The following is a 24,725-nucleotide window of genomic DNA, read 5'->3' on the forward strand; positions in this document are numbered from 1 at the left end:
ATTTGTTAAAAACAGATTAAATGAAAAAAATAACAGAGTCAATACTAGAGATGGGTTCTCTAAAAAGAATGAAAAAAGCCGCATATCAGCGGCGGCTTTAAAAAATATTTTTATTCATTTGTTTGATTGCTGCTTTTTCAAGCCTTGATACTTGTGCTTGAGAAATGCCGATTTCTTCTGCCACTTCCATTTGTGTTTTGCCTTGGAAAAAGCGTTTACGAAGAATCATTTTTTCTCGATCATTCAATCTGCGCATTCCCTCTTTTAAGGCCAATTCTTCTACCCATTGTGTATCTTTGTTCCGTTCATCACTAATTTGATCCATCACATAAATCGGATCTCCTCCGTCATTATAAATCGGTTCAAACAAAGAAACAGGATCTTGAATGGCATCTAGGGCAAAAACAATTTCCTCATGAGGGACTTCTAACACTTTGGCAATGTCTTCTGCCGTTGGTTCCTTGCTTGTCTCACTAATCAGTCTCTCACGGACTTGAAGCGCCTTATAGGCAATATCTCTTAGTGAACGAGACACCCGGATAGGGTTGTTATCGCGCAAGTATCGACGGATTTCTCCTATGATCATAGGGACCGCATAAGTTGAAAATCTGACATTGTGGCTTAAATCAAAATTATCAATTGATTTCATTAATCCGATACAGCCTACTTGGAAGAGATCATCAACATACTCGCCTCTGTTGTTAAAACGCTGAATCACACTTAAAACCAACCGCAAATTGCCATTGACTAGCTTTTCTCTTGCTGTATCGTCACCTTCATCTTGCAGCTGTCTGAATAATTTTCTCATCTCGTCGTTTTTCAGAACAGGCAGTTTGGAGGTGTCGACTCCGCAGATTTCCACTTTATTTCTGGACACTTTTTTCCCTCCCTACAGGAGCTGTTGTACAAAGTTCAGTATCTCCGTGGGATGGAAAAATATGCACGGTCTATGACGAGAAAGATGTGAAAAAATGGTGATCCCTTTGACAGTACAGGGATAAAGCTTTCAAAAATTTTTTTTAGACCATCTTATTAAATTCTTTTTGCAATCGTTTAATAATTCTTTTTTCGAGCCTTGAAATATAGGACTGAGAAATACCAAGCATGTCGGCAACATCTTTTTGGGTTTTTTCTTCACCGCCAACTAAACCGAATCTCAGTTCCATAATTTGTTTTTCACGATCGTTTAATTGTTCTAGCGCCTTTTTCAGTAATTTTTTATCGACATTTGCTTCAATATCTCGGGTGATAATATCATCATCTGTCCCAAGTACATCTGATAAAAGCAGTTCATTACCGTCCCAGTCGATGTTAAGCGGCTCATCAAACGATACTTCTGATCGGATTTTATTATTTCGGCGCAAATACATCAAAATTTCATTTTCAATACATCTAGACGCATATGTGGCAAGTTTGATCTTTTTTTCTGGATTAAACGTATTTACTGCCTTGATGAGGCCTATCGTTCCGATACTAATCAAATCCTCAATGTTAATGCCTGTGTTTTCAAATTTTCTTGCGATATAAACGACCAATCGCAAGTTTCTTTCGATCAAAATGGCTCGTGCTGTTTGATCACCTTTTGGTAATTTAACGAGCAATTCTTGTTCTTCATCCTTTGATAATGGCGGAGGCAGTGCCTCACTTCCACCAATATAATAAATCTCATCACTCTTTAGCCCTAGCTTCATGAGGAGTTTATACCAGTAGTAAGTGAGTTTAAATTTTAATTTTTTCATCTTCTTCTCCCTTCTAAATGTCCAGTTGACTTCGTAAGATAAAAGACATCACAAAAAAACTACGACACCCCTTGTATCATTTTTCCGTCTAACATCTCTGGATGAATGATGGATTGAAATTCCTGATCTGCTGATAATCCACTTAGACTCATCCCAACAAAACACTTCGCTGGCTGGATTATATGCGTTTTTGTATAAAGGACGACCGTATCTGGTTTAAAGCATAGTAGAAACCCGTGATCATGACCGACTGCGCGATACGGAACGAGTCTTAAACGATCAAGCACCGGAAAATGGTCATCGAGCTTTTGCATCACTTCAACAGGATGAAACTGTTTCATTTTTTCTATAAATGGCTCTCCGAAAATAGATGTGAGCTGATCGAGCTGGACGATCATGACAGGTGTTTTCGTCAATGGATCATACAGCTGATTTCCAGAATCGACCAGACCATTTAATCGGATCGTTTCTCCTTGAATGTGTATCTCCACAAGTACTTGTTCGTCATATTGTCTTTTTTTCGCACCAACCTCTCCTAATCGTTTCTTTGAAAACAGCCAAATGGCCGGAAAGCCAGTGAGAACAAAAAGCCAGCTAATGGGATCACCAAATCCATCATTTTGTGAAATAAGCAGTCCATCTTGAATGACTGTATTTGTCTGCAAAAACGAATGAACCCCGATCATGCCCCCTCCCATCAAAAATGTGACAAAGTAAAAAGCAAACAGGTTTTGAAAAAAGGAACGAAATCTTTGAAAGCCAAAGGTTCCAAGCACGATCAAGACAGAAAAAAGCAGTTTGCCTAAAGGGTGCGACACAATCATTGCAAATGGCGTAAAGAGCAAGAGAACAATGCTCGATCCAATGAGAGCTCCTAACATATATCGCCTTTTTTTCACTTGTCGTTTGAGAATAAATGCCGTGAGTAAGAGCAGCAATAGATCAAAACAAAAGTTTAACAGCCAAATCACATCTAAATAAATGACCACCTTCTGCTCCTTTCATCTGAAACAAAGAATCAAAAGCAGTACTTGCACTTGTTTGTACCAGTATAAAACAGTCATAGGATGGAAGTCTGTCAATTCTTGTAGGGGATGATAGAGAACTTTTGGTGGATTGTTATCGTTTTTGTCGACGTATGAAACAGAAAGAACATCAGGATGATTTGTTGGACAAGTGTCTCCTCTATCAATTGCACAAAAAAGACACGCTCCGAAGAGTCGTGTCTTTTTCGCTGTCATTCTTTCTCATTGATGGTGAGTGTTCCTTCTGCCTTCTGTCTTGTGACATTTCCATAATCATCTTTGACAATGACTTCAATCACTGCACCTTTTGCTTTTGCAATAGATGTCGCCGTCCAGTAGCCTTCATACGTTCCCGGTGCTACTTCACGAATCGGCAGTTCGGTTGTGTTTTGAAGTTTTGATCTAGCATTTGTCAGCGGCATATGAAGAACAAAGGTGGCATCTAGCTTTTCCCTGCTTTTAAATGAAATCTTAACCGATTCACCTGATGATAGATTCATATTATCTTTTGGCGTTAATTCAGAAATGACAGGTGCATCATATTGAACATCGATGTCGACCTTTTTAGTCGTTTTGTTTCCAGCTGCATCTTTTGCTGTCACTTTGATTGTATTTTTCCCGTTCTCAAGCAGCACCCTTGCAGAATATGCCCCATCCTTTACGGTCGCTTTTTTTCCATTGACTGTGACTTGATCTAGATAATCATCCGCTACTTTCCCTTCCACCGTGAGTGATTCTCTATTAGACTTGTCGCCTTTTTTCGGTGTATCAATGGTCAATGTCGGTGCTGTTTGATCGATGATCACCTTGACTGGCTTGGAATGTTTTGTTGAGCCTTTATCCGTTACAGTCGCCGCCGTGAAGACATGCTCTCCACTTGGAACAGATACATTTTCTTTGAAAGTACCCGACTCATCTGATTTGACGTTGGCCACCTCTTCATCATTTTGATAAATGGCCACATCGAGACCCGGAGAGGCCGTGCCTTCAATCGTCAATTCACCTTGATTTGTAATGGTTCCTGCCTTTGGAGAAGTGATTTCTGGTACATCTGCTTCATAGTTTACAAGCGCACGAATCATATAATTCCCCTCTTCTTTCGGAGAAGGAGAAAAAGCACCGCTCGTCAGCTGCCAGCTTCTTTCAGCATTAGGGCCATCTTCATCTGTGGCAAGTCCCGGAGATTCGGTATTCTTTTTCGTTTGAATATAAACAAGATAGAAATCGCCATCCACTGTAATGGCTTGATCTTCTAAATCTACTTTTGTCCATTCACCATTACGCAGCGCATTTGCTTTTAAAGGTCCTGCGATTTTCTCACCTGGTGCGCCACCCTTCCCAGAAGCATCATATACTTCAACAGCAAATTCATCGCCTCCAGGAGCTGGCCATTCTGATGTCCAAAACCGGAAAAGACCACCTGTGACTTGTGCTTGTTTCTTTCCTTTTTCTAATGAAAACTTCACAGCCCAGCCATTGCCAGGATCGTAGAAAGCCCGTGCATTTTCAGCCGTTCCATCATCGTAGCCAATCTCTCCCGGAAAACCGATAAAAGGCTCAAGTTTCACTGACTTTTCAAGCGGCTTTTCCGTCACATCCGCTGTAAACGTATAGCCTTTAAACCCCTTTGCAAAAATTTTGACTGTATAGACACCACTTAATGCCTCTAGAGAAAATTCACCGGATTCATCTGTTTTCACCGGCTCAATTTTTGCGTCCTCCACAAGATAAACAGTTGCATTCTTCACCTTTTCACCAGTTGTTTCATTGACGACCGTGCCAGAGATCGTTCGTTTCTCTAGCGGCTGTAAGGAGAAATTCGCTTCTGCTGTTTCTTTTGATGCCACTTTGACTTTTTGGGACCGTGATTCAAAGCCGTAAGCTTCTGCTTTAACTGTCCATTCTCCTGCTCCTTGAGACAGCTGATATTTCCCTGTCGCTTCATCGGTGGAAGTTGATTTTCCGCTTTCTAGAACACTGATTTGCGCTCTCATTGGAAGAGCTTGAATAGACGGAGCATCATGACTGTTTTGCTTTTGAATTTGTACATGTTTATTTTTTACTTTAGCAGGCTTTGCCTTTTTTGGATCAACTGATTTCTTATTCTGGCTTGTGGATTTTTCTTTTTTGATCACACCTAGCTGGTTCTTGGCTTGTTGAGACAATGCCTGATCTGTGATTTTCACATCATCTAAATAAAAGCCATCTTTTGTGACACTGCCATCTGTTCTTATCTGAAACAGGACTCTCACTTTTTGACCTTTATAAGCAGATAAATCAACTTCGCCTGCTGTCCACGCATTTGTTTTCCCCGTATAAGCAGACGCTTGAACGGCGTCTTCACCCTCTGGCTGTACATAGACATGCACATAATCATAATTGGCTTCGAGATCATGCCAGTATTGATATTGCAGGTAGGAAGAACCTGAATCTGGTACAGCAATGAGCGGCATAGACAAATTGGCGTCCGTTTTATTTTCATAAGGACTGTCTAAATTGGTGGCATAGACATGTTCCCCGCTAAATGCTTGTTTTGGACCTGTGGACGGTCTTCCCCACTGCCACGGATCTTTTGTTCCACCACTGAACCATCCACTTGGCCATGCTTCAAAATCTTGTGAGTAGCCAGTGGTGATGGATGTTTTAATTGGAAGTGTATAAGAATCTGATGCCGCTTCATTTCCTCCAAAATCTTTCACAATCCATCGGTATGTCACGTTTTCCCCCTCAAGTTCAGGGAGCTGCACCGTATAGGTTCCTTTTAAATGATTTCCATCCGTGCGGTTGGCTTGCAACGTCTCCCACTCACCTTGATCTACTCGGTAAGTCAAAGAAACATTTGTCACTGCTATCCCATCTTCTGCAGTGATGGTTAATGGGGTTGGCGTTGCAGCAAAAATTTCATTCGGACCTTTATGTGAAAAAACAGGTGGTTCTGTATCTTCTCCCTCTTTTGTCACCTGACCTTCAATCGTACCGATTCCATTGGTTAAAGCCGTAATCGCCTCTCTTGCATCAACCAACCCTGCCCCATAGCCATTGTTAGGGGATTCAGGAAATTGCTGATCTGTCAGTGGTTTCGCTGTCTCAATGAGAATTTGCTGTATTTCATCAACAGAAAGGTCTGATTGCACTTGGCGAAGAAGAAGAACAACTGCTGAGACATGCGGACCTGCCATCGATGTACCATTCCACCCATCCTCATATCCTTTTCCCGGGATCGAAGAACGAATGTTTACTCCCGGAGCCGCAATATCTGGTTTCATTACGCCATATGGAGAAGGACCCTGAAGGGAGAAAGACCCTAACTTGTTGTCCTGGTCTGTTGCGCCTGTAGCAAAGGCTTCTTGATAGTTAGCAGGATTTGCAATCGAACCCGCACCGCCTGGATTGAATAAATCGGTATTACCGGCTGAAAATTCTGGAAAGATGTCTGCTGCTCTCCAAGCATTCACTACATCTTTATACCAATCATCAAGACCCGGCCCACCGCCCCACGAATTATTCACAACATCGGGTGCCTTTTCTGGGTGAGGATTTCCGTTTTGATCTTTCGGGGCTAAAATCCACTCACCGGCATCTAACAGATCAGCATCTGTACCGCCATCTTCTGAAAAAGCTTTCACTGCAATCCATTCTGCTCCCGGTGCGACCCCAATTTGATTTTTTCCATCTGGCTCAGAACCAACCATTGTGCCTGTCACATGGGTCCCGTGCTCCAAGTCATCATAAGGGACTTCAGAGCCTGTCGTGGCATCATACCAATTCAGTTCATGAGATGGTTCGTTCGGACGAGCAGGGTCAAACCCGCGGTATTTTTCTTTTAGCGCAGGATGATCCCATTCGACACCTGTATCAATACTTGCCACAACGGTTCCAGTCCCGTCATAGCCTAAATCCCACGCTTCTGGTGCATGCACCTGAGCAATATTCCATTCAACTCCATCTACTGCTTTGATTTGTTTGTTTGGCTTAGCATGCTTCAAATCAACAGGACGATGAAGTTGACGTGTTTCATTCGGCAGCACTTGAGCTACTTCTGGAAAAGAAGCAACCTTTTCCATCACTTCTTTTGTTGCCGTCACAGCTAGACCATTCACAATATAGTAGGAATGAATATCTTTCACTTGCTTATTCTTTTTTTCCTTTTGTAAATACGCTAGGAGCGCTTGCTGCGTTTCATCAGATGTTGCTCTCAGCTCAGATACAACGGCTGATCTTTTTGTGTACTGCGTTTTAGCCGCGGTTAATTTTTGTTTTTTTGCTTTTGATACAGCTTCTTTTGCTACTTTTTGTACATTCGTTTGTTCCTTCATTTTGACTAAGAAGGTCACCTTATCTTCCTTTTGAAACTGCTTCTTTAATCTCGAAGAAATCTTGGCTTTTGTTGTCTTAGAGGAAACGGCTTCCTCCTGATATGAGGTAGAAGTCGATTTTGCTTGAACCATCCCAAAGCTTGTCATCGTTAAAGTACCAATCACCAAAAGACTTATGAAACGATAGACGGCGGTTTTGCGAAACTTCACTTTCAATAAAATCCCTCCTCCTCAAATGGTCAAACAGTGTGTATCCTGCCCCTCCCCCTTCTTTTTGATCATGACAAGTTTCTTGGTGTTCTCATTAATGTAGTCAAATAAACTTCAACATTTTGTCGTTTTTTGTAAAGGAAATTAAAAATGATTCTTTTGACTTAAGAGACTCAAGCCAAAACACATACAATAGTTCCAAATAACACACAGAAACAAGACTTTTATATCAATCAGGCTCAGGATCTTCTCACCATGCAGACATAAAAAAACCCCTTCCAAAGGAAGGGGTTGAATCGTGCTTGCTTATCGTTTATTGCGGTTACGTAAGAACGTTGGGATATCCAATGTATCATCACTTGACTGTGTATTTTGTCTTGGTTGTGATGATGTTTGCTGATGTTCCTCACGTTTTACTTCACGCTTTTGTGGAATGGATTGATTTTGCTTTAATCCTTGTCCTAATGGATTTCTTTGAGGTTTTGTCACTTCGGGCTCTTGCTCAATAAAACCGGTTGCGATGACTGTGACCACAATTTCATCCTTCAAGTTATCATTAATGACAGATCCAAAGATCATGTTGACATCTTCATCAGAGGCTGATGCAACAATATCCGCTGCTTCTTGTACCTCATAAAGACTAAGGTTCGTACCACCAGTAATATTCATGATAACACCTTGTGCTCCATCAATCGCTGTTTCAAGAAGTGGTGAAGAAATGGCTTTTTTCGCTGCTTCAGCAGCACGGTTTTCGCCTGTTGCGACACCAATTCCCATAAGAGCTGAACCTTTGTTAGACATGATCGTTTTCACGTCAGCAAAGTCAAGGTTAATTAAACCTGGTGTTGCAATGAGATCTGAGATCCCTTGAACACCTTGTCTTAACACGTTATCTGCTGCACGGAATGCTTCAAGCATTGGCGTGTTTTTATCGACAATTTCAAGCAGGCGATCGTTTGGAATCACGATTAACGTATCAACTGCTTCTTTCATAGAAGCAATCCCTTCAACTGCTTGAAGCTGACGCTTTCTTCCTTCAAATGTGAAAGGACGAGTCACAACTCCAACTGTCAAGGCTCCAGAATCTTTTGCGATTTTCGCAATGACAGGTGCAGCACCCGTACCAGTTCCACCGCCCATACCGGCTGTCACAAAGACCATGTCAGCGCCTTTTAGGACTTCTTCAATTTGTTCTTTGCTTTCTTCAGCAGCTTTTTTACCGACTTCAGGATTCGCACCTGCTCCAAGCCCTCTTGTCAGCTTAGCACCGATTTGCATTTTTGTTTCTGCTTTTGATAAGTTTAACGCCTGTGCATCTGTATTCACTGCAATAAAATCGACACCCTGTACGTCATTTTCAATCATTCGGTTGACAGCGTTATTTCCGCCGCCACCTACACCGATTACTTTAATTGATGCTAGGCCGTCTATATTTGTTTCAAACTCCAACATGCTGAATCCTCCTAATCCGTCGAAAATCTAGTTCTATTCCCAGAACATATTAAATAGTTTTTTCATTTTGCCCGGTTTTTTATTTGTCTCTTGTTGCGCTTTTTGTTTCACTTTCGGTCTTGGCTGAGCTTCTTTTACTTGTGGTGTAGAAGAAACCGGCTCCATGGACGCGCCTACTTCATGAAATGCTTCATCCGGCATTTGGAATCCAACCTGTCTGCCCTGAATCTTTGCATTGCGATAAGCAAAATGGATCAAGCCCACTCCTGTCATATATTGAGGTTCCCTGACCCCAATATAATTAGGACTTGCGATTCTTACATTGTTTTGTAAGACCGTTTGTGCCAGAGAAAGGATACCTGGTATAGCTGCCTGTCCACCTGTTAGAACGAATCCGCCAGGCAAATCATGGACACCCATATTGCGTAATTCCTCTGCCACAAAAAGCAGAATCTCTTCCAATCGCGCTTCGATGATATTGGCTGCTTCAAGTTGTGTATACGTCTGTTTTTGGTCCGTACCGATGACGGAAACTTCAAATGTCTCCTCAGACGATGCCTCATCATAGAATGCATGCCCAAATTGCTTTTTGATTCGTTCAGCTTCTTCAGTGGAAGTTCTAAGTCCTATAGACAAATCTTTTGTAATGTTCTCTCCGCCCAATGGGATACTGTGAGTAGAATAGAGATGCCCGTTTTCAAATACGGATATCGTAGTAGAGCCGCCGCCAATATCGACAAGAGCTACCCCTAGATTTTTTTCATCTTTCGATAACGCTGCTGAACCCGATGCAAGTGGTTGCAAGCAAATATCCATAATTTCAATACCCGCCCGCTCTACACATCGGAGCCAGTTATGTAGAATCGTTTTAGAACCAGTGATTAACGATCCATCCACTTCTAGCCTTACACCTAGCATTTTTTTCGGATCTGTGATCTCATCTCTTCCGTCGACGATAAATTGTCTCGGAATGACGTCTACTACGAGATGTTCTTGCGGAATAGATACTACCTGTGCAGCATCCAAGACACGTCTCACATCTTCAGCATGTATTTCTTTATTTTCACTAGACACTGCGACCACGCCGCTCGTATTTTGAATATGAATGTGGTTTCCGTTAATTCCGACTATCGCCTTTTGTAAAGGAAAACCTACCATTCTCTCAGCCTGTTCAAATGCTTGTCTAATAGAATGAACTGTTTCATCTATATCAACAATCGATCCTTTTTTTAACCCCTCTGAAGGGACATTTCCAACACCTATAATGTTAAGCGAATCATCCGCCATTTCTCCGACGATGACTTTTATATTGGATGTACCGATGTCAAGGCTGACGTAAATTTCATTGTTGTTCATTCTATGGCACCTCCTCACATATCAATACTTTCTATTCTATTATTTGCTGAACAACAATACAATGAATGTGTTTTTACAAGTGTGTAACAAAACTTAAAAAATCAACATTTTTTATTAGGATTACTGAAAATATTCGTTACATCATATGTATATCCTTTTTTATGACTCACTTTTTTTCTTTTTTTCTCTAGAAATTGTCCATTTTGTTAGTAGAATTCTTCGAATAACGGCGATATTTTGAAACAATCTAACACCGAATGCAAACATTCCGACTAAATACAAGTCTACACCAAGATGGACGCCCAGAAAAGCTAAACTTATTGCGAGTATAATATTAAAGAAGAAACCTGATACAAACACTAGTTCATCGTATGCCCCTTGCAGATGTGCTCTGATTCCACCAATCAATGTATCAAGCGCAGCAAGTACAGCGAGGGAAAGATAGTTAGAATACTCATTCGGTATCGTAAAATTCGTTAAGAAACCGATCGCAACTCCTATGATTAAACCAAGTACAGGAAGCCACATTAAGATTTTCCCTCCTTTACATCGTCAAGAGGCTTCAATTCATTTAATTGAATTGTACCGTCAAATGCTTTTAAATGAATTTTTTTCTTCGGCGGTCTAATACTCAAACTGAAATTTTCCTGAGCAAACAAATCACCAATATCTGATACATTTAAACGGCTGTATAATTTATCGGCCTGCTCGCTGACCATCTTAATCGTGACTGTATCACCATCTATGCTGTAACCATCCATTTTCGTCGTACCATTAATATCTCGAATAACACTGGTGTTAATCACCCGGTGTTCATTAATGGAAATATGTTTTGCCCCAAACATATTGGCTTCGTTGATTAATTTTTTCAGAAGATCAGGTGGTATATTTTTGACTTCTTCTCCGGTAAGTTCCTTAGAAAAAAGCTGAGTAATTTCTATTTCGACTCCTTCACCCGTTACCTCTGTAAAACCAGCCTTTTCTTTCAAATCCTTCAACGTTTTTGTTAATTGTGATTCTTTGGATTGATCTTCTTGGTTGCCATACTTTTTTAGCATTTCATCATATTTATCAATTTCTTTCAACAAATCCAGTTCCTTACTTTTAGATGCAGATAAATCCTCTCTTAATTCCCAAACGTCTCGAGTATCGCGAACTTTAGGCTTTTGTAGAGAGTTAAACTGGATGGAGACCATGATGCCAAATATGACCATCAGGACTGTCAAACTAAGTAATGGCTTCTTTTTCCTCAACACCACTCACCTTTTCACATTTAATCTTTGTTTCTTAGAAGAGGATTCATACGAATATCCTTCTTTTCAATCGTCATGGAAATATGATCACTTGTCAGCTGATCAACCACCCCGCCTGCAATGTTTAATGCAGGAATTAAAACAGCTGGATCTCCAATAGCAGAAATGACAAATGGTGCTGGATGTTGAACACCATCAACCGTGACGACTGGACCGTTACAATGTATGTATGATTGGTGTGTGATTCTTTGTCCGTTTATAGCTACAGCAGATGCCCCTGATATAAATAGTTCGTTTATCACATGGAAAATGTGGCTCTCATGCACAATGTAATTATTGACATTTTGTCCACTCGGGATATAAGATGCATCTTCAAGAGATACTTTTACCCCTTTCCCTTTTACACCTATTTCTCCTGTAAACATTCTGTATTTCTCAACATCTTCCAAAACATTGAAATACTGCTCTTTTTCATTTTTCAAACCAAACTCTGTTTCTTGGACTTTTGATTGAAGACGATAAAGTTCTTTTTCAAGTTTTTGATTCGCCTTTTCTTGTTTTGTTAGCTGACTTTTCAAAGAATATTCTTTTTTCCATTGTTCGGTTCGATTGACATCTGCTTGATGCTGCTTCGTATATTGGTATGAAAAAGAAATCAGAAATCCAAGAACAAGCATTACAATTGAGAATATGACGGTTTTGCCTCTCAACGTTCATCTTCCTTTTTCTTAGATTTAAAAGCTTCAAAATACGTAGCTACTTCCATATGAATCGTACCTTTCTCAGAGGACGAAAGCTCTTTGACAATGGCAGGGTACGTCGTCATTTTATCTGCGAATGTTTTAATTGATGCAATAACGGTGTTTCCATCATTCATATAAAATTTAACGAGCCACTGATTGGAGCTAGTCGGTACGTAATATACTTCTGAGATTAGTTCCTGAATAGAAGCCGGCAGTTGATTCAGAGCTCTCACTGTTTGCTTCAATTTCTCTTTATTGTCCCAATCGACAAAAATAGGTCCTGCGTGACTTGGCGTTACTTCATCTGGCAAAGCCGTCCCGTTTTCAAGAAGCTCATAATAAAAATGTCCCTTTTGCAGATACGCAATATTTGCATACTCTTTGACAGCAATACTGACTTTATTAGGGAAATGTTTTTTGATATTGACACTTTTAATCAATTTATTTTGCTTTATATGGTCTGCTGTCATATCTTTATTTAAATTCCAAAACTCTGTCTCGCCTTCTTTAATTTGCGAAAGTTTAACGAGCTGTTTTGTTGGTACATGTTCATTACCGGTAATGGTTAAAGAAGAAATTTTACTGATTGGTGTTTGCAAATAGACAATAATTAAAACCATGATAAAAAACAGCAAAATAAAAGAGATTAATCTCCGATTCGCTTTCTGCTTCCTTTGTTCTTTAATTTTAGGGATTCGCTCTTCTATATTGACGATCTTTTCATTTTCATGATCAGGCCGCATATATACTCTTCACCTCATTCAAAGCTGCTTGTCCGCACCTTTGGATCATTCTTTATCTCATATTGATTAGAAAACAAACGGCATGAAAAAATGCCGTTTGTTTTCCTGTGATACCATCATTCATAAGTAGTAGCCTTTAATTTGCTTCACCAATAATTTCTACTTCTGTATGCATCTCTACATTGTAGTCATCTTTGATTTTCTTTTGAATGTACTGAATTAAGTCGAGCACATCTTGAGCCTTCGCCCCACCAGCGTTGACAATAAAGTTTCCGTGCATATCAGAAATTCTAGCCCCGCCAATCTGATATCCTTTTAAATTCGCCTTTTCTACAAGCTGTCCTGCATATTCAGGTAATGGATTTCGAAAAATACTGCCGGCGCATGGTTTATTATACGGTTGTGTTTCCTTACGATAATCTTTATTTTGCTGCATTTTCTTTGTGATTTTCTCACGTTCGTCCTGTTTAAGCTTGAACACTGCTTCGAGAACAATTCCAGGGCGTTCCTTTTGAAGCACAGAAGTTCGATAGCTAAAGTTCATTTGCTCATTAGTTAACCACTCGATCGTTCCATCTTCAAATAAGACTCTCGCTTTCACAAGAATCTTGCTGATGTCAGATCCATGTGCCCCTGCGTTCATATAAACAGCGCCACCAATAGAACCTGGAATACCAGCTGCGAATTCCAATCCTGACAGCCCCTGCTTACTAAGAGACGTCGCGAGTCTTACAACTGAATAGCCTCCGCCAACTGTAATCTCTTCATCATTGACAGTTAAGTGATCAAGCCCAGCACCCAGCTTTAAAACGACCCCGCGAATTCCTTTATCAAGAACAAGTAAATTGGACCCTCTTCCAATGACCGTCCATTGAGTATCATGTTTTTTCACCTGATCCATAATTGTTTTGACAGCATCGACATCTTTAGGGATGACTAATAGATCGGCCGGTCCGCCTATTTTCATTGTCGTATGATTTGCAAGCGGTTCATTTTCAAGTACTTTACCAACTTGCGCTTCTAATAATTCATTCTTCAAGTTCTCCATATTACCCTCCGCCTTACCTCATATCATTCATCATGAAGTCGTAATTTCTTTTAACACATTATATAAACGTGTGGCCGCATCTGGTACTCCGAGTTCTTTTGTTAAACGGCTCATTTGATGTAGTTTCTCGTCATTACCAGCAATTTCATCAATTGCATGAAGCAAGCGATCTCCAGAAAGCTCTGATTCTCTTAAAACGATCGCAGCATCATGTTTTTCAAGTGATCTAGCGTTAATTTCTTGATGATTTGCGGTCACGTATGGACTTGGAATGAAGATGGTCGGAATTCCAAGTGCCGTCACTTCAGCAATCGTTGTGGCTCCCGCTCTTGCAACAATGACATCAATTGATTTTAAATACTCCGGCATTTGATGCAAGAAAGGCTTTGTGATCATATTCGGCGCTTCACCTTTTTCTTTTAATTCGTTCAGCACTTTTTCATAATGAACCTCACCTGTAATATATAAAAGCTGATAGTTCTTTGCCTTTAATTCATCTTGCATGTCAATCACTGCTTTATTGATTGGAGCTGCACCTCTGCTCCCGCCAAAAATGAGAACCGTTTTTTTCTTCTCATCCAGCCCGAACTCTTTAAGAGATTTTCCCTCTTTAATAGAGACGACTTCAGAGGCTCTTGGGTTTCCCGTAAAAACAACCTTTTCTGAAGGAAAGTGTTCCTTTGCTTCTTCAAAACAGATGGCTACTTTATTCACATATCGTGCCAGAAACTTATTTGTGATGCCTGGCAGGCTATTTTGTTCGTGAATGATCGTCGGGATTTTTAGCTTAGACGCAGCATAAACAACAGGACCACACACATAACCACCTGTTCCAATAACAGCATCCGGCTTAAATTCTTTTAAATAAGATTTACTTTTTTGGACGCCCTTTAGAAACCTCATCACTGTTTTTACATTATCAAAGGAAAGCTTTCTTTTAAAACCTGAAATTTCAATTGATTTAAATGGGATATTTTCTCTTTCTACAATTTTCTTTTCAAGCCCGTTCTCAGTGCCAATATATAAAAATTCCACATCAGGATGCAGTCTTTTCACTTCTTTAATAAAAGCTAGAGCAGGATAAATATGCCCGCCTGTTCCGCCTCCACTAATAACTATACGCATTATACCATTTCCCCTCAATTTTTTTCTGCTCTGAACAAAGTATAAACCCTGTTTTAAACAACAGGGCTCCGTCAAAACCTGTAAAGAAGAGTCAATCATCATGTTTTCGAAACAGAAACTGCCATTTTCACTCTTCAAATCATTTTTTCATACTTTTGCAAAATAAAAGTCTATATGGTTTCATGAACTATCAGCACATTAATATCTAGCATACCTGCTTACATTCAAAAGTACGCCAATTGCCATCAGCATTAATGTCAGTGATGAACCGCCATAACTTAAGAATGGGAGTGTGATGCCCGTCACAGGGATGAGACCAGTGACAACTGCGATATTAATCATTACTTGAATGGCAACCATTGAGATGATGCCCACTGCCAAGAAACTTCCATATAAATCTGGTGCCCCAAGGGCTATTCTAATGCCTCTCCACAATAGAACACTAAAGAGCAGCAAAATGAGTGATCCACCTATAAATCCAAGTTCTTCAGACAATATAGCAAAGATAAAGTCTGTTTGAGGCTCAGGCAAATAGAAGAATTTTTGTCTACTCTGACCTAGCCCCATTCCAAACAGGCCACCTGGACCGACAGCGTATAACGATTGAATAATTTGAAACCCGCTGCCAAGTGGATCCTCCCAAGGATTTAAATAAGATGTAATTCGTTTTATTCGATAGGGTGCTGATAAGACAAGTGCGGCAAATCCGCTAAGCCCTAAAAGACCGAGAAAGATAAAGTGAGCGATTCTCGCACCTGAAACAAATATCATAATAATACAAGTTCCAACCATAACCGTTCCTGTACCTAGGTCCGGCTGCAGCATAATGATGGCAAATGCAGAAAACACAATGCCTAGTGCTGGGGCGAAACCTTTACGAAAGGATGTGATATTCTTTTGCTTTTCAGATAAGAATTTTGCAAGAAACGCAATCATCGCAAGCTTCATAAATTCAGAGGGCTGAATACTAAACGCACCGACACCAATCCAGCTTCTTGAACCATTTCTCTCCATACCGATACCAGGAATCAAGACAAGCACGAGGAGGAGAAAACACACTGCAATCAGTATCTTTGACCAAGTCCGCCACGTCCAATAATCGACCCGCATAATGAAAAACATTGCGATAACTCCGATTCCGGCAAACAAAAGCTGTCTTTTTGCAAAATAAAATGAATCATCAAATTTATACGATGCCCACACAGCACTTGCGCTGTACACCATAATTAAACCAATCGTCAATAAAAGTAACGTAATGACAACAAGCAAAAAATCCGGAGAAGTTTTCTTATTCGTCAAGAGACCGACACCCCAAGCATAATTTCATTTGGGCTGTCAGTCTTATGAGAGACAAGCCCTTATTTAAGCATATGCACGGCGTTTACAAACATGTCTCCACGTTCTTCAAATGTTTTATGCTGATCCCAGCTTGCACAAGCTGGAGACAATAAAATCACGTCTTCTTCTTCAGATATGCTAAACGCCGCAGGTACTGCTTGTTCAACATTATCGACATGTTTTACGTGATGTATTCCCAGCTCTTCACCAAGCTTCACAAACTTAGGCGCAGTCTCACCAAATGTAATCATTCCTTTTACATTCTTCATAAAAGGTTTTAATTCATCAAATTCATTGCCACGATCCAGTCCACCTACTAGTAAAATGGTCGGCTGCTTGAAGGCAGACAAAGCTTTACTTGTTGCCAGTATATTGGTCGCTTTACTGTCATTATAAAATTTTCTATTTTGAATCGTCTCCACAAATTGCAAACGATGCTTCACTCCACTAAATGTAGTAAGAACTTGCACAATCGCTTCGTTTGAGCAGCCTGCATTTTTTACAACACAAATAGCTGCTAGAATATTTTCTTGGTTATGCTCACCAGGAAGAACAACATCCTTGAGGTCAATGACATGTTCATTCATATAGTAAATGGCACCATCTTTAATAAACGCTCCATGTGCTACCGGCTCTTTAACTGAGAAAAACACTTTTTGCGCTTTCGAATCTTCTGCTAGTTTGACAACAGAAGGATCATCTAGGTTAACCACAGCTATGTCATCTTCTTGTTGATGTGCATACACTTTCTGTTTTGCTTTTTCGTATTCTTCACGCGTGTGATGATAGTCTAAATGTGCGTCAAAAATATTTAATATTAAGCTGATTTTAGGTCTGAATTCAACGGTTCCCATTAACTGAAATGAAGAGAGCTCAGTTACGATCCATTCATCGCCCGCTGCACGCGCGGCAACTTCACTTGCGACCGTTCCGATATTACCTGCTACCAATGTTTTTTGGCTGTCTTTTTTCAACATTTCATAAATCAAAGTAGTCGTGGTCGTTTTTCCATTTGATCCGGTAATCCCAATAAAAGGAGATGAGGTCAAATGATACGCCAATTCTATTTCAGTCCAAACTGGAATTTTTCGGCGAAGCGCCTCTTGGACCATCACATTCTCATAAGGAATTCCAGGGTTCTTAATTAAAATCGTAATTTCTTTATCGTCGAACACACGAAGAGGATGACTGCCACAAATGACATCAATCCCCTTTTCAGAAAGTAACTGAGCAGGCTCGTTTTCTTCAAAAGCTTTTTGGTCATTGACCGTCACGTTTATTCCGTGCTCGTGAAGAATTGAGGCTGCCGCATATCCGCTTTTTGCAAGGCCTAGTACTAGTACATGTTCGTCTTTTAACATTTGCATCCTATTCAATTATAACCACACCTCGATGTAAATTCCTAAAACAGCAAGCAATAAACCAGCTGTCCAGAAGGTGACAACTACTCTCCACTCAGACCAGCCAACTAACTCATAGTGGTGGTGAAGCGGGCTCATCTTAAAGATTCTTTTTCCAGTTGTTTTGAAGGAGATGACTTGAAGGATAACGGATAACGTTTCAACAACAAATACTCCTCCAATAATGACGAGTAAAATCTCAAGTTTCGTTAAAATTGCAATGGCCACTATGGCACCGCCTAAAGCAAGCGATCCCGTATCACCCATAAATACTTTTGCAGGATGCGCATTAAAGACAAGGAACCCAAGGACAGCGCCTGCTACTGCTACCGAAAAGATCGCAACATCATACTGAGATTGATTCCAAGCCAATATAGCAAAAGCTCCGAATGCAATAGCAGCTGTTCCAGATAATAAACCATCAAGTCCATCCGTAAGGTTTACCGCATTAGAACCACCGACAAGCATGAAAACGACGAGGATAAAGTATGCCCATCCTAAGTCAAAGCTGACATCTGTTCCTGGAATGCGAATAGTCGTTGCAAACTCATAATAATGGAAGACTGCATAGAAAATCACAGCAATCACAATTTGCCCGATCAGTTTTTGTTTTGATGTTAAGCCAAGATTTCGCTTCATCGCTACTTTAATATAATCATCTAAAAATCCTAATAATCCGTAGCCAAGGGTGACAAATAACAATAAAAACATTTCTGGACTAATCTCAGAGAATTTGTTAATCATCACGATCGTTGTAATTGTAATAGAAAAGATAATCATAATTCCACCCATTGTTGGGGTACCAGATTTCTTTTGGTGAGACTGAGGTCCTTCTTCTCTAATACTTTGACCAAATTTAAGTCTTCTTAAAAACGGAATAAAAATCGGGGATAAAAGAACACTGATTAAAAATCCCATTATGATTGTAAACAATATCACCTGTTCAAGCATTGTTCTTTACTCCTTCCGAATTTCCAAAGCCGTTTTCCATTAGAAAATAGCATTCATTATTATGATATTCATTCGTGTCTTTCGTATGTTGTTTTTGTACAAAATGCTTCATTTCATTACACTCTTTTCATCATTTTTAAGATTTGTTTAGATCTAAAATAGCGTCCGCTGCCACCTTGGCATCATCAAAGTCATAGACTTGATCACCAATGATTTGGTACGTCTCATGGCCTTTTCCAGCTATTAAGACTGTATCGCCCTTTTTTGCATTAGCAATGGCAAAAAAGATGGCCTGTTTCCGGTTCACAAAGCTGTGATAATAGGCGTTTGGCACGCCATTTTCCATGTCTTTCAAAATGGCTGATGGATCTTCACTTCTTGGATTATCTGATGTAAAAACAGGCTCATCTGCATATTTCACAGCGATTTGGGCCATCTGAGGGCGCTTGGTTTTATCACGGTCGCCCCCGCAGCCAACTACACAGAAAATTCTACCTTCTGTTAATTCTCTACACGTAGTCAGTACATTTTCTAAACTGTCAGGTGTGTGCGCATAATCAACGATGACTGGGAAGTCTTGATCAAAATTCACAAGTTCGAATCTTCCTTTGACTCCCTCAAGTTCTTCAATGGCACTAACGATCGTTTCAAACGTTAAGCCTGATACAATGCCTACTGATACAGCTGCTAAAATGTTATACACATTGAATTTCCCAATAAGGGCAACCGTCACATTTTTTGTGCCGATTGGGGTGATCAAATCAAATTGTGTTCCCTTTGGTTTGATTTGAATGTTCTTTGCCATTACATCTGCTTCTTGCTCTAAGCCATACGTCATAATTTCAGCAGCTGTGACTTTTTCAAAATAACTAGACGCTTCATCATCTGCATTTAAAATGGCATGCTTCGGCTTATCGTGCTGAAAGGCACTTCCGAGCTGGGAAAAGAGCAAGCTTTTTGCATGTTTATATTCTTCCATTGTGTTGTGGTAGTCCAAATGATCTTGGGTAAGATTTGTAAAGACGGCAATATCATAATCACATCCATGAACACGCCCAAGATGCAAAGCATGTGATGATACTTCCATAATGGCCGTATCTACGTCTTGATCAAGCATCTGCTTAAAGGTCTTCTGAAGGGTGACACTCTCAGGTGTTGTGTTTTTCACTTCGAGAATTTCATCGTTTACCTTCATATACATCGTACCGATTAAACCTGTTTTTTTATCGGCTTTTCTCATGATTTGCTCAATCATGTGTGTTGTGGACGTTTTCCCGTTCGTTCCTGTAATACCAATTAGATTGAGTTGATGAGTTGGCTGTTCGTAAAAAGCATCTGCTATTCTTGCAAGTGCTCTTTGAGAGTGTTTTACAATAATGACTGGTACATCTGTTATGTGAAGTGGGTGTTCTGCTACAATCGCTGCAGCCCCGCTTTTCACTGCTTTTTCAGCGTAATCATGTCCATCTACTGTATAGCCTTTTATACAGACAAAAAGACTCCCTTTTTTCACTTCTCTTGAATCCATTTCAATGGAAGTAATCTCCGGATTTTCGTTTATCAGTTCATTGTTTTCACTTTTAAAGTATGTAAGGAGTTCTTGTAATTTCATTTCATATCAAACCTCTCAAATTCGTTCACGTGCATGTCTTGTGAAAAAAACACACAGTCTATATTTTATCGTAAAAAAAAGGATACATCCAGCGTATTCCTTAAGTTTCTCTTGGAAAAAGCACACTTTATGCTCTTTTTTTAAAGCGACCCTTCTCTTTCAACAAAAAGAGGCAGCCGAATGAGTGCGGCTACCCTCTGTTCATTCTTTATTATTCATCATTTAAGTATAATCGGATCGTGGAACCTTCTTTGACCTTTGTGCCGGCAGCAGGCGATTGCTTCACCACTTTGCTGCCAGTTCCTGAAGCATCAATCTTTAGATTAATCAGGAGTGATTCAAGGTCAGAAACAGATCCTCCTACAAGATTCGGTACCTCAATGGTTTTTGTGTCCAGCCATTGATACTTCTTTTCAATTTGTCCTTTTCTTTTTTTCACGCCCATTTCAGGCAGACTGTCTCGCATAATATGGCCCACAATAGGTGCTGCTACTGTCCCACCAAATTGAATCGTGCCTTTTGGGTTATCTACTGCTACATATACAACAATGCTTGGATCATCCGCAGGTGCAAACCCGATAAATGACACAATGTGGTTATTTTCCATGTACTTTCCGTCTTTTACTTTCTGTGCTGTTCCTGTTTTTCCGCCCACCCGATATCCTTCAACGAATGCATTCCGACCAGTTCCTTGAGCGACTACACTTTCAAGGGCATACCTGATTTCTTTAGACGTCTCCGCTGAAATGACTTTCTTCTTGGCAATTGGTGATTGCTTTTTCACTACCTCTTTTGTAATTGGATCGATCCATTCTTTTGCAATATACGGCGTGTAAAGCGTTCCTCCATTTACTGCGGCTGCCACTGCAGCTACTTGTTGAATCGGCGTAACAGATACACCTTGACCAAAGGCTGTTGTTGCCTGTTCTACAGGACCAACACGATCAAGCGGGAACAAAATTCCTCTACCTTCTCCTTGAAGGTCGATTCCTGTCTTTTGACCAAAGCCGAAATTTTTAATATAAGAAAATAGTTTATCTTTTCCAAGACGGTCGCCTAGCTCGACAAATCCTGGGTTACAAGAGTTTTGTACCACTTCTAGAAACGACTGTGATCCATGTCCTCCCTTTTTCCAGCATCTGAGCCTTGCGCCATCCACTGTCACAGATCCGCTGTCAAAAAAATGATCACGTTTTAAATTTACTTTATTTTCTTCCAGGGCAGCTGCCAGTGTAATGATTTTAAACGTCGATCCTGGCTCATATGTGCTCCACACCGGTAAGTTTCGGTTAAATACTTTTGAATCAACTGATTGATAGTCAGCCGGATCAAAGTCAGGTCTGCTCGACATTCCCAGAACCTCACCATTTTTCGGATTCATGGCAATGGCAATCATGCCATCTGGGTTATATTTTGCCTGAGCATTGTCTAGTTCTCGTTCGATGATGGTTTGCACTTTTGAATCAACGGTTAATTTCATATCAAGCCCATCTTTAGGCGGTGTATAATCATCTGCTTCATCTGGCATTTTCTGCCCTTTTGCATCAGAATAAAATTTCACAGAGCCTTTTTCACCTTTTAGGTCATCATCATAGTACGCTTCTAGCCCAAGTAAGCCTTGATTATCAATTCCAGCAAAACCTAATACATGAGATAAGAAACTTCCAAACGGGTAATGTCTGATGCTGTCCTCTGCTACATAGACTCCATCTAAATCAAGCTCTCTGACTTCTTTTGCTTTTTCATGAGATACTTTTCTCCCCTCTGGGGAAATTCGTTCTATAGACGTTTTCTTGGTGACATGCTTGTACGCTTTCTCCTCAGACATATTCAGCACTGCTGCTAATTTTTTGCTTGTTTCTGCTGGGTCTTTCACCTGCCGCGGCACGACTAAAATAGAGGGAGCACTTTTGTTCGTCGCCAGCTCCACTCCATTTCGATCCAAAATATCTCCTCGTTCTGGTTCAAATGGAAGGTTACGGCTCCATGAATCTTTCGCTAAACTTGTCAGCTTCTCGCCCATAATAAACTGCACATATCCTAATCTAGTATCTATGATGAAAAAAATGATCACCCCAAACAGCAGCACGAAAAGCAATCGTTTTCTCACTGTTACACTTGACACTCGCACGCCCGGTTCACTCCTTACATATGGCTTGTTTTCATCATATGCAGGCTCGTCTTTTTATAGAACGATCTCGTCCATCGCTCAAGCAAAAGAAAAAAACCTAGCAAATGATTTGCTAGGTTTTCAAGTTAATTTGGACTTTTGAAGGTCACTGTGACGACTTTATCTGAAATCTCCGCTCCACTTTTCACGCTTTGTTTGACAGCATATCCCTGTCCATTTGTTTCAATATGCACACCTGAAATAGACGCATATTGAAGAACTTCCCTTCTGGACCAGCCTGTCATATCAGGCATTTTAATGGTTTTCCCTGCTGTTTTCAAAAAGACTTTCTGGCTTTCAGAGAATTCAGAGCCCGCATTTGGCCATTGGCGTTTAATGGATAGACCGTCACCAATGACAACAGGTGATAACTTTTTGTTTTTTGCTTCTGTTTCTGCCTGTTTCACTTCTAAATCTAGGAATGATGGCATTGTTTCTTGTTTTATTTTCTGTTTGCCAGATTTTTTATCGTCTTTTTTTGTTGGTGCGATATTTAGATAGAGCAAACTATTTTTCATCACAGGGTTAAAGATTTCTGAAACAGGGGCAGAGCCTGTTTGTGTTTCAGATAGCTGAGGCTGTTGGACAGCGACATAAACGAGTAGCTTCGGATCATCTTTTGGTGCCATTCCCATGAATGAAAAGACGTAATCGTTTCTCCCTTGAAGGTAGCCGCCAGCACCGCCAATTTGTCCTGTACCTGTTTTCCCAGCGACATCAAAACCTTTGATTTGATATGGCTGTCCTGTGCCAATTTTTGAGGAAACGACCTCACCTAAAATGTCACGGACTTGCTTCGCTGTATCAGAAGAAATTGGTTTTCCTGCCACGGTTGGTTCGTGCTGTAAAATTGTTTTGTTTGTGTTCGGGTCTGTAATATGATCAATTACATATGGCTTCATCATCGTTCCACCGTTGGCAATGGCTGTCGCCGCTTCAATTTGCTGAATTGGGGTAATCGCGGACGCCTGACCATAAGCAGTCGATGCTTTGTCATATTCGTATCTGAAATTGATTTTACTAGACGCTTCGTTCGGCAAATCTATGCCTGTTTTGTCATAGAAATGGAATTTTTGTAAGTATTGTTCGTAGCGTGTGAAACCTAGCTTTTCTTTTGCCAGTTTCGCAAAAGCTACGTTTGAAGAACGTAGAACACCTTCATGAAAATCAATTTTTCCCCAGCCATTTCCGTTGTTATGGTCTCTTACAAGACCACCGCCTACTTTATAAGTACCAGACTGATACTTGTCACTGCCTTGGTACACTCCTTCTTGGATAGCAGCAGCAAGTGTAAAAATTTTCATCGTTGAACCTGGTTCAAATGCGTAGGAAATGACATCGTTGTTATAATTCGTAATGTCGAGTTCATTTAAATTAAAGCTTGGCCGCTGTCCCATTGCAAGAACTCTTCCAGTTTTCGGATCAACGACTGTCGCAATGATTTTCTTCGGCTTATATTTTTTAGCGACCTGCGTCATACTTTCTTCAAGAAATGCTTGAATTTTTTGGTCGATGGTCAGTGTGACGTTTTTCCCGTCTTTCGGGGCAACGATGTCTTCTTTACTATTCGGAAGTGCCCATCCGCTTCTGTCGCTGTTATACGTTACATAGCCATCTTTTTCTTTCAAATATTTATTCAGAGCCTTTTCTAGACCCATTGCGCCTGACATGTCCTTCGTTGCTTCATCTAATCTAGCGTAACCGATTAAGTTCGAAGCAAACATGCCATTTGGATAATACCTCTTTGTGTCTTTTTCAAAGGCGATCCCAGGAAGTTTTAGCTTTTCAATTTTTTCCTTTGTTGAAAAACTAATATCCTTTCCGGCTTTACCAAACTCGACTTGGAATGCATCTTTTGTATTCAGACGCTTTAAAATTTCACTCTCACTCATATCAATGACCTTTGACAGCTCTTTTGCTGTCTTTTCTTTGTCAACGACATGCATCGGATGCTTTAGATCGACCGTCATTTTCTTGCTCATGATTGCAATCAGCTTATACACAGATGTATCTTCCGCAATCACATTTCCGTTTCTGTCTAAAATGGACCCTCTTTTGGCTTCAAGTGTTTTTTTCGATTGATATTGTTCATTGGCTTTTGCAGCTAACACTTGTCCATCAACGGTTCCCGTAATCTGAATATAAATAAAACGTGCAAGGATGATAAAGAAAAACAGGGCGAAGCAAATACTCGCAATTGCCGCGCCTCTGTTCATCATTTTATTCTTTTTAGGCATCGCCATG

At 40.3% G+C, this 24,725-nt stretch carries 18 protein-coding genes; all 18 read right to left on the bottom strand.

The features are described from left to right. Positions 1 to 97: 97 nt before the first annotated feature. The 18 genes from sigG to ACRRMM_RS06775 all read right to left on the bottom strand — a co-directional run bounded on the left by sigG (position 98) and on the right by ACRRMM_RS06775 (position 24,718). Positions 98 to 877 (bottom strand): RNA polymerase sporulation sigma factor SigG, encoded by a 780-nt coding sequence (sigG, locus tag ACRRMM_RS06690; protein ID WP_003211879.1) that lies wholly within the window; start codon positions 875 to 877, stop codon positions 98 to 100. Between the two features lie 142 nt (positions 878 to 1,019). Then, positions 1,020 to 1,739, bottom strand: coding sequence for an RNA polymerase sporulation sigma factor SigE (gene sigE, locus ACRRMM_RS06695; protein WP_007499746.1), 720 nt, complete (start codon positions 1,737 to 1,739; stop codon positions 1,020 to 1,022). Between the two features lie 59 nt (positions 1,740 to 1,798). Continuing rightward, positions 1,799 to 2,728: a sigma-E processing peptidase SpoIIGA gene (gene spoIIGA / locus ACRRMM_RS06700; protein ID WP_039166784.1), complete on the bottom strand. Its 930-nt coding sequence runs from the start codon at positions 2,726 to 2,728 to the stop codon at positions 1,799 to 1,801. A 248-nt stretch (positions 2,729 to 2,976) separates the two neighbouring features. Further along, complete coding sequence (locus ACRRMM_RS06705) at positions 2,977 to 7,296, bottom strand: S8 family peptidase (protein WP_212356403.1); 4,320 nt, start codon at positions 7,294 to 7,296, stop codon at positions 2,977 to 2,979. 300 nt (positions 7,297 to 7,596) lie between these two features. Continuing rightward, entirely contained in the window at positions 7,597 to 8,742 is a 1,146-nt protein-coding gene (gene ftsZ / locus ACRRMM_RS06710; RefSeq protein ID WP_007499752.1) for a cell division protein FtsZ, read from the bottom strand. Positions 8,743 to 8,775: 33 nt separating this feature from the next. Then, positions 8,776 to 10,098, bottom strand: coding sequence for a cell division protein FtsA (gene ftsA / locus ACRRMM_RS06715; RefSeq protein WP_007499754.1), 1,323 nt, complete (start codon positions 10,096 to 10,098; stop codon positions 8,776 to 8,778). Between the two features lie 159 nt (positions 10,099 to 10,257). Next, positions 10,258 to 10,626 (bottom strand): small basic family protein, encoded by a 369-nt coding sequence (locus ACRRMM_RS06720; protein WP_003210988.1) that lies wholly within the window; start codon positions 10,624 to 10,626, stop codon positions 10,258 to 10,260. After that, positions 10,626 to 11,351: a DUF881 domain-containing protein gene (locus ACRRMM_RS06725; protein WP_046343486.1), complete on the bottom strand. Its 726-nt coding sequence runs from the start codon at positions 11,349 to 11,351 to the stop codon at positions 10,626 to 10,628. The genes ACRRMM_RS06720 and ACRRMM_RS06725 overlap by 1 nt, the downstream gene beginning before the upstream one ends. A gap of 20 nt (positions 11,352 to 11,371) precedes the next feature. Continuing rightward, positions 11,372 to 12,061: a DUF881 domain-containing protein gene (locus tag ACRRMM_RS06730; protein ID WP_035392136.1), complete on the bottom strand. Its 690-nt coding sequence runs from the start codon at positions 12,059 to 12,061 to the stop codon at positions 11,372 to 11,374. Continuing rightward, the gene (locus ACRRMM_RS06735) at positions 12,058 to 12,837 is read right to left on the bottom strand and encodes a cell division protein FtsQ/DivIB (protein WP_035392138.1); all 780 of its coding nucleotides are present in this window, start codon (positions 12,835 to 12,837) and stop codon (positions 12,058 to 12,060) included. Before ACRRMM_RS06735 ends, ACRRMM_RS06730 begins: the two co-directional genes overlap by 4 nt. Before the next feature lie 136 nt (positions 12,838 to 12,973). Then, entirely contained in the window at positions 12,974 to 13,885 is a 912-nt protein-coding gene (gene murB / locus ACRRMM_RS06740) for a UDP-N-acetylmuramate dehydrogenase (protein ID WP_007499764.1), read from the bottom strand. Positions 13,886 to 13,915: 30 nt separating this feature from the next. Continuing rightward, complete coding sequence (gene murG / locus ACRRMM_RS06745) at positions 13,916 to 15,010, bottom strand: undecaprenyldiphospho-muramoylpentapeptide beta-N-acetylglucosaminyltransferase (RefSeq protein WP_008344982.1); 1,095 nt, start codon at positions 15,008 to 15,010, stop codon at positions 13,916 to 13,918. A 198-nt stretch (positions 15,011 to 15,208) separates the two neighbouring features. Further along, positions 15,209 to 16,309: a stage V sporulation protein E gene (gene spoVE, locus ACRRMM_RS06750; protein WP_007499768.1), complete on the bottom strand. Its 1,101-nt coding sequence runs from the start codon at positions 16,307 to 16,309 to the stop codon at positions 15,209 to 15,211. Positions 16,310 to 16,368: 59 nt separating this feature from the next. Further along, the gene (gene murD / locus ACRRMM_RS06755; RefSeq protein ID WP_411801894.1) at positions 16,369 to 17,715 is read right to left on the bottom strand and encodes a UDP-N-acetylmuramoyl-L-alanine--D-glutamate ligase; all 1,347 of its coding nucleotides are present in this window, start codon (positions 17,713 to 17,715) and stop codon (positions 16,369 to 16,371) included. A 9-nt stretch (positions 17,716 to 17,724) separates the two neighbouring features. Continuing rightward, positions 17,725 to 18,699 (bottom strand): phospho-N-acetylmuramoyl-pentapeptide-transferase, encoded by a 975-nt coding sequence (mraY, locus tag ACRRMM_RS06760; RefSeq protein ID WP_007499771.1) that lies wholly within the window; start codon positions 18,697 to 18,699, stop codon positions 17,725 to 17,727. Between the two features lie 136 nt (positions 18,700 to 18,835). Beyond that, the gene (locus ACRRMM_RS06765; protein WP_007499773.1) at positions 18,836 to 20,311 is read right to left on the bottom strand and encodes a UDP-N-acetylmuramoyl-L-alanyl-D-glutamate--2,6-diaminopimelate ligase; all 1,476 of its coding nucleotides are present in this window, start codon (positions 20,309 to 20,311) and stop codon (positions 18,836 to 18,838) included. A 211-nt stretch (positions 20,312 to 20,522) separates the two neighbouring features. Continuing rightward, positions 20,523 to 22,442, bottom strand: a complete 1,920-nt coding sequence (locus tag ACRRMM_RS06770; RefSeq protein WP_017359366.1) for a stage V sporulation protein D — start codon at positions 22,440 to 22,442, stop codon at positions 20,523 to 20,525. Between the two features lie 125 nt (positions 22,443 to 22,567). Then, positions 22,568 to 24,718 carry a penicillin-binding protein gene (locus tag ACRRMM_RS06775; RefSeq protein ID WP_212338887.1) on the bottom strand — a complete coding sequence of 717 codons (2,151 nt, stop codon included), beginning with the start codon at positions 24,716 to 24,718 and terminating at the stop codon, positions 22,568 to 22,570. Between the last annotated feature and the right edge of the window lie 7 nt (positions 24,719 to 24,725).

The sequence above is a fragment of the Bacillus sp. XT-4 genome (genome assembly GCF_050864245.1).
Taxonomy (GTDB): domain Bacteria; phylum Bacillota; class Bacilli; order Bacillales; family Bacillaceae; genus Bacillus; species Bacillus altitudinis.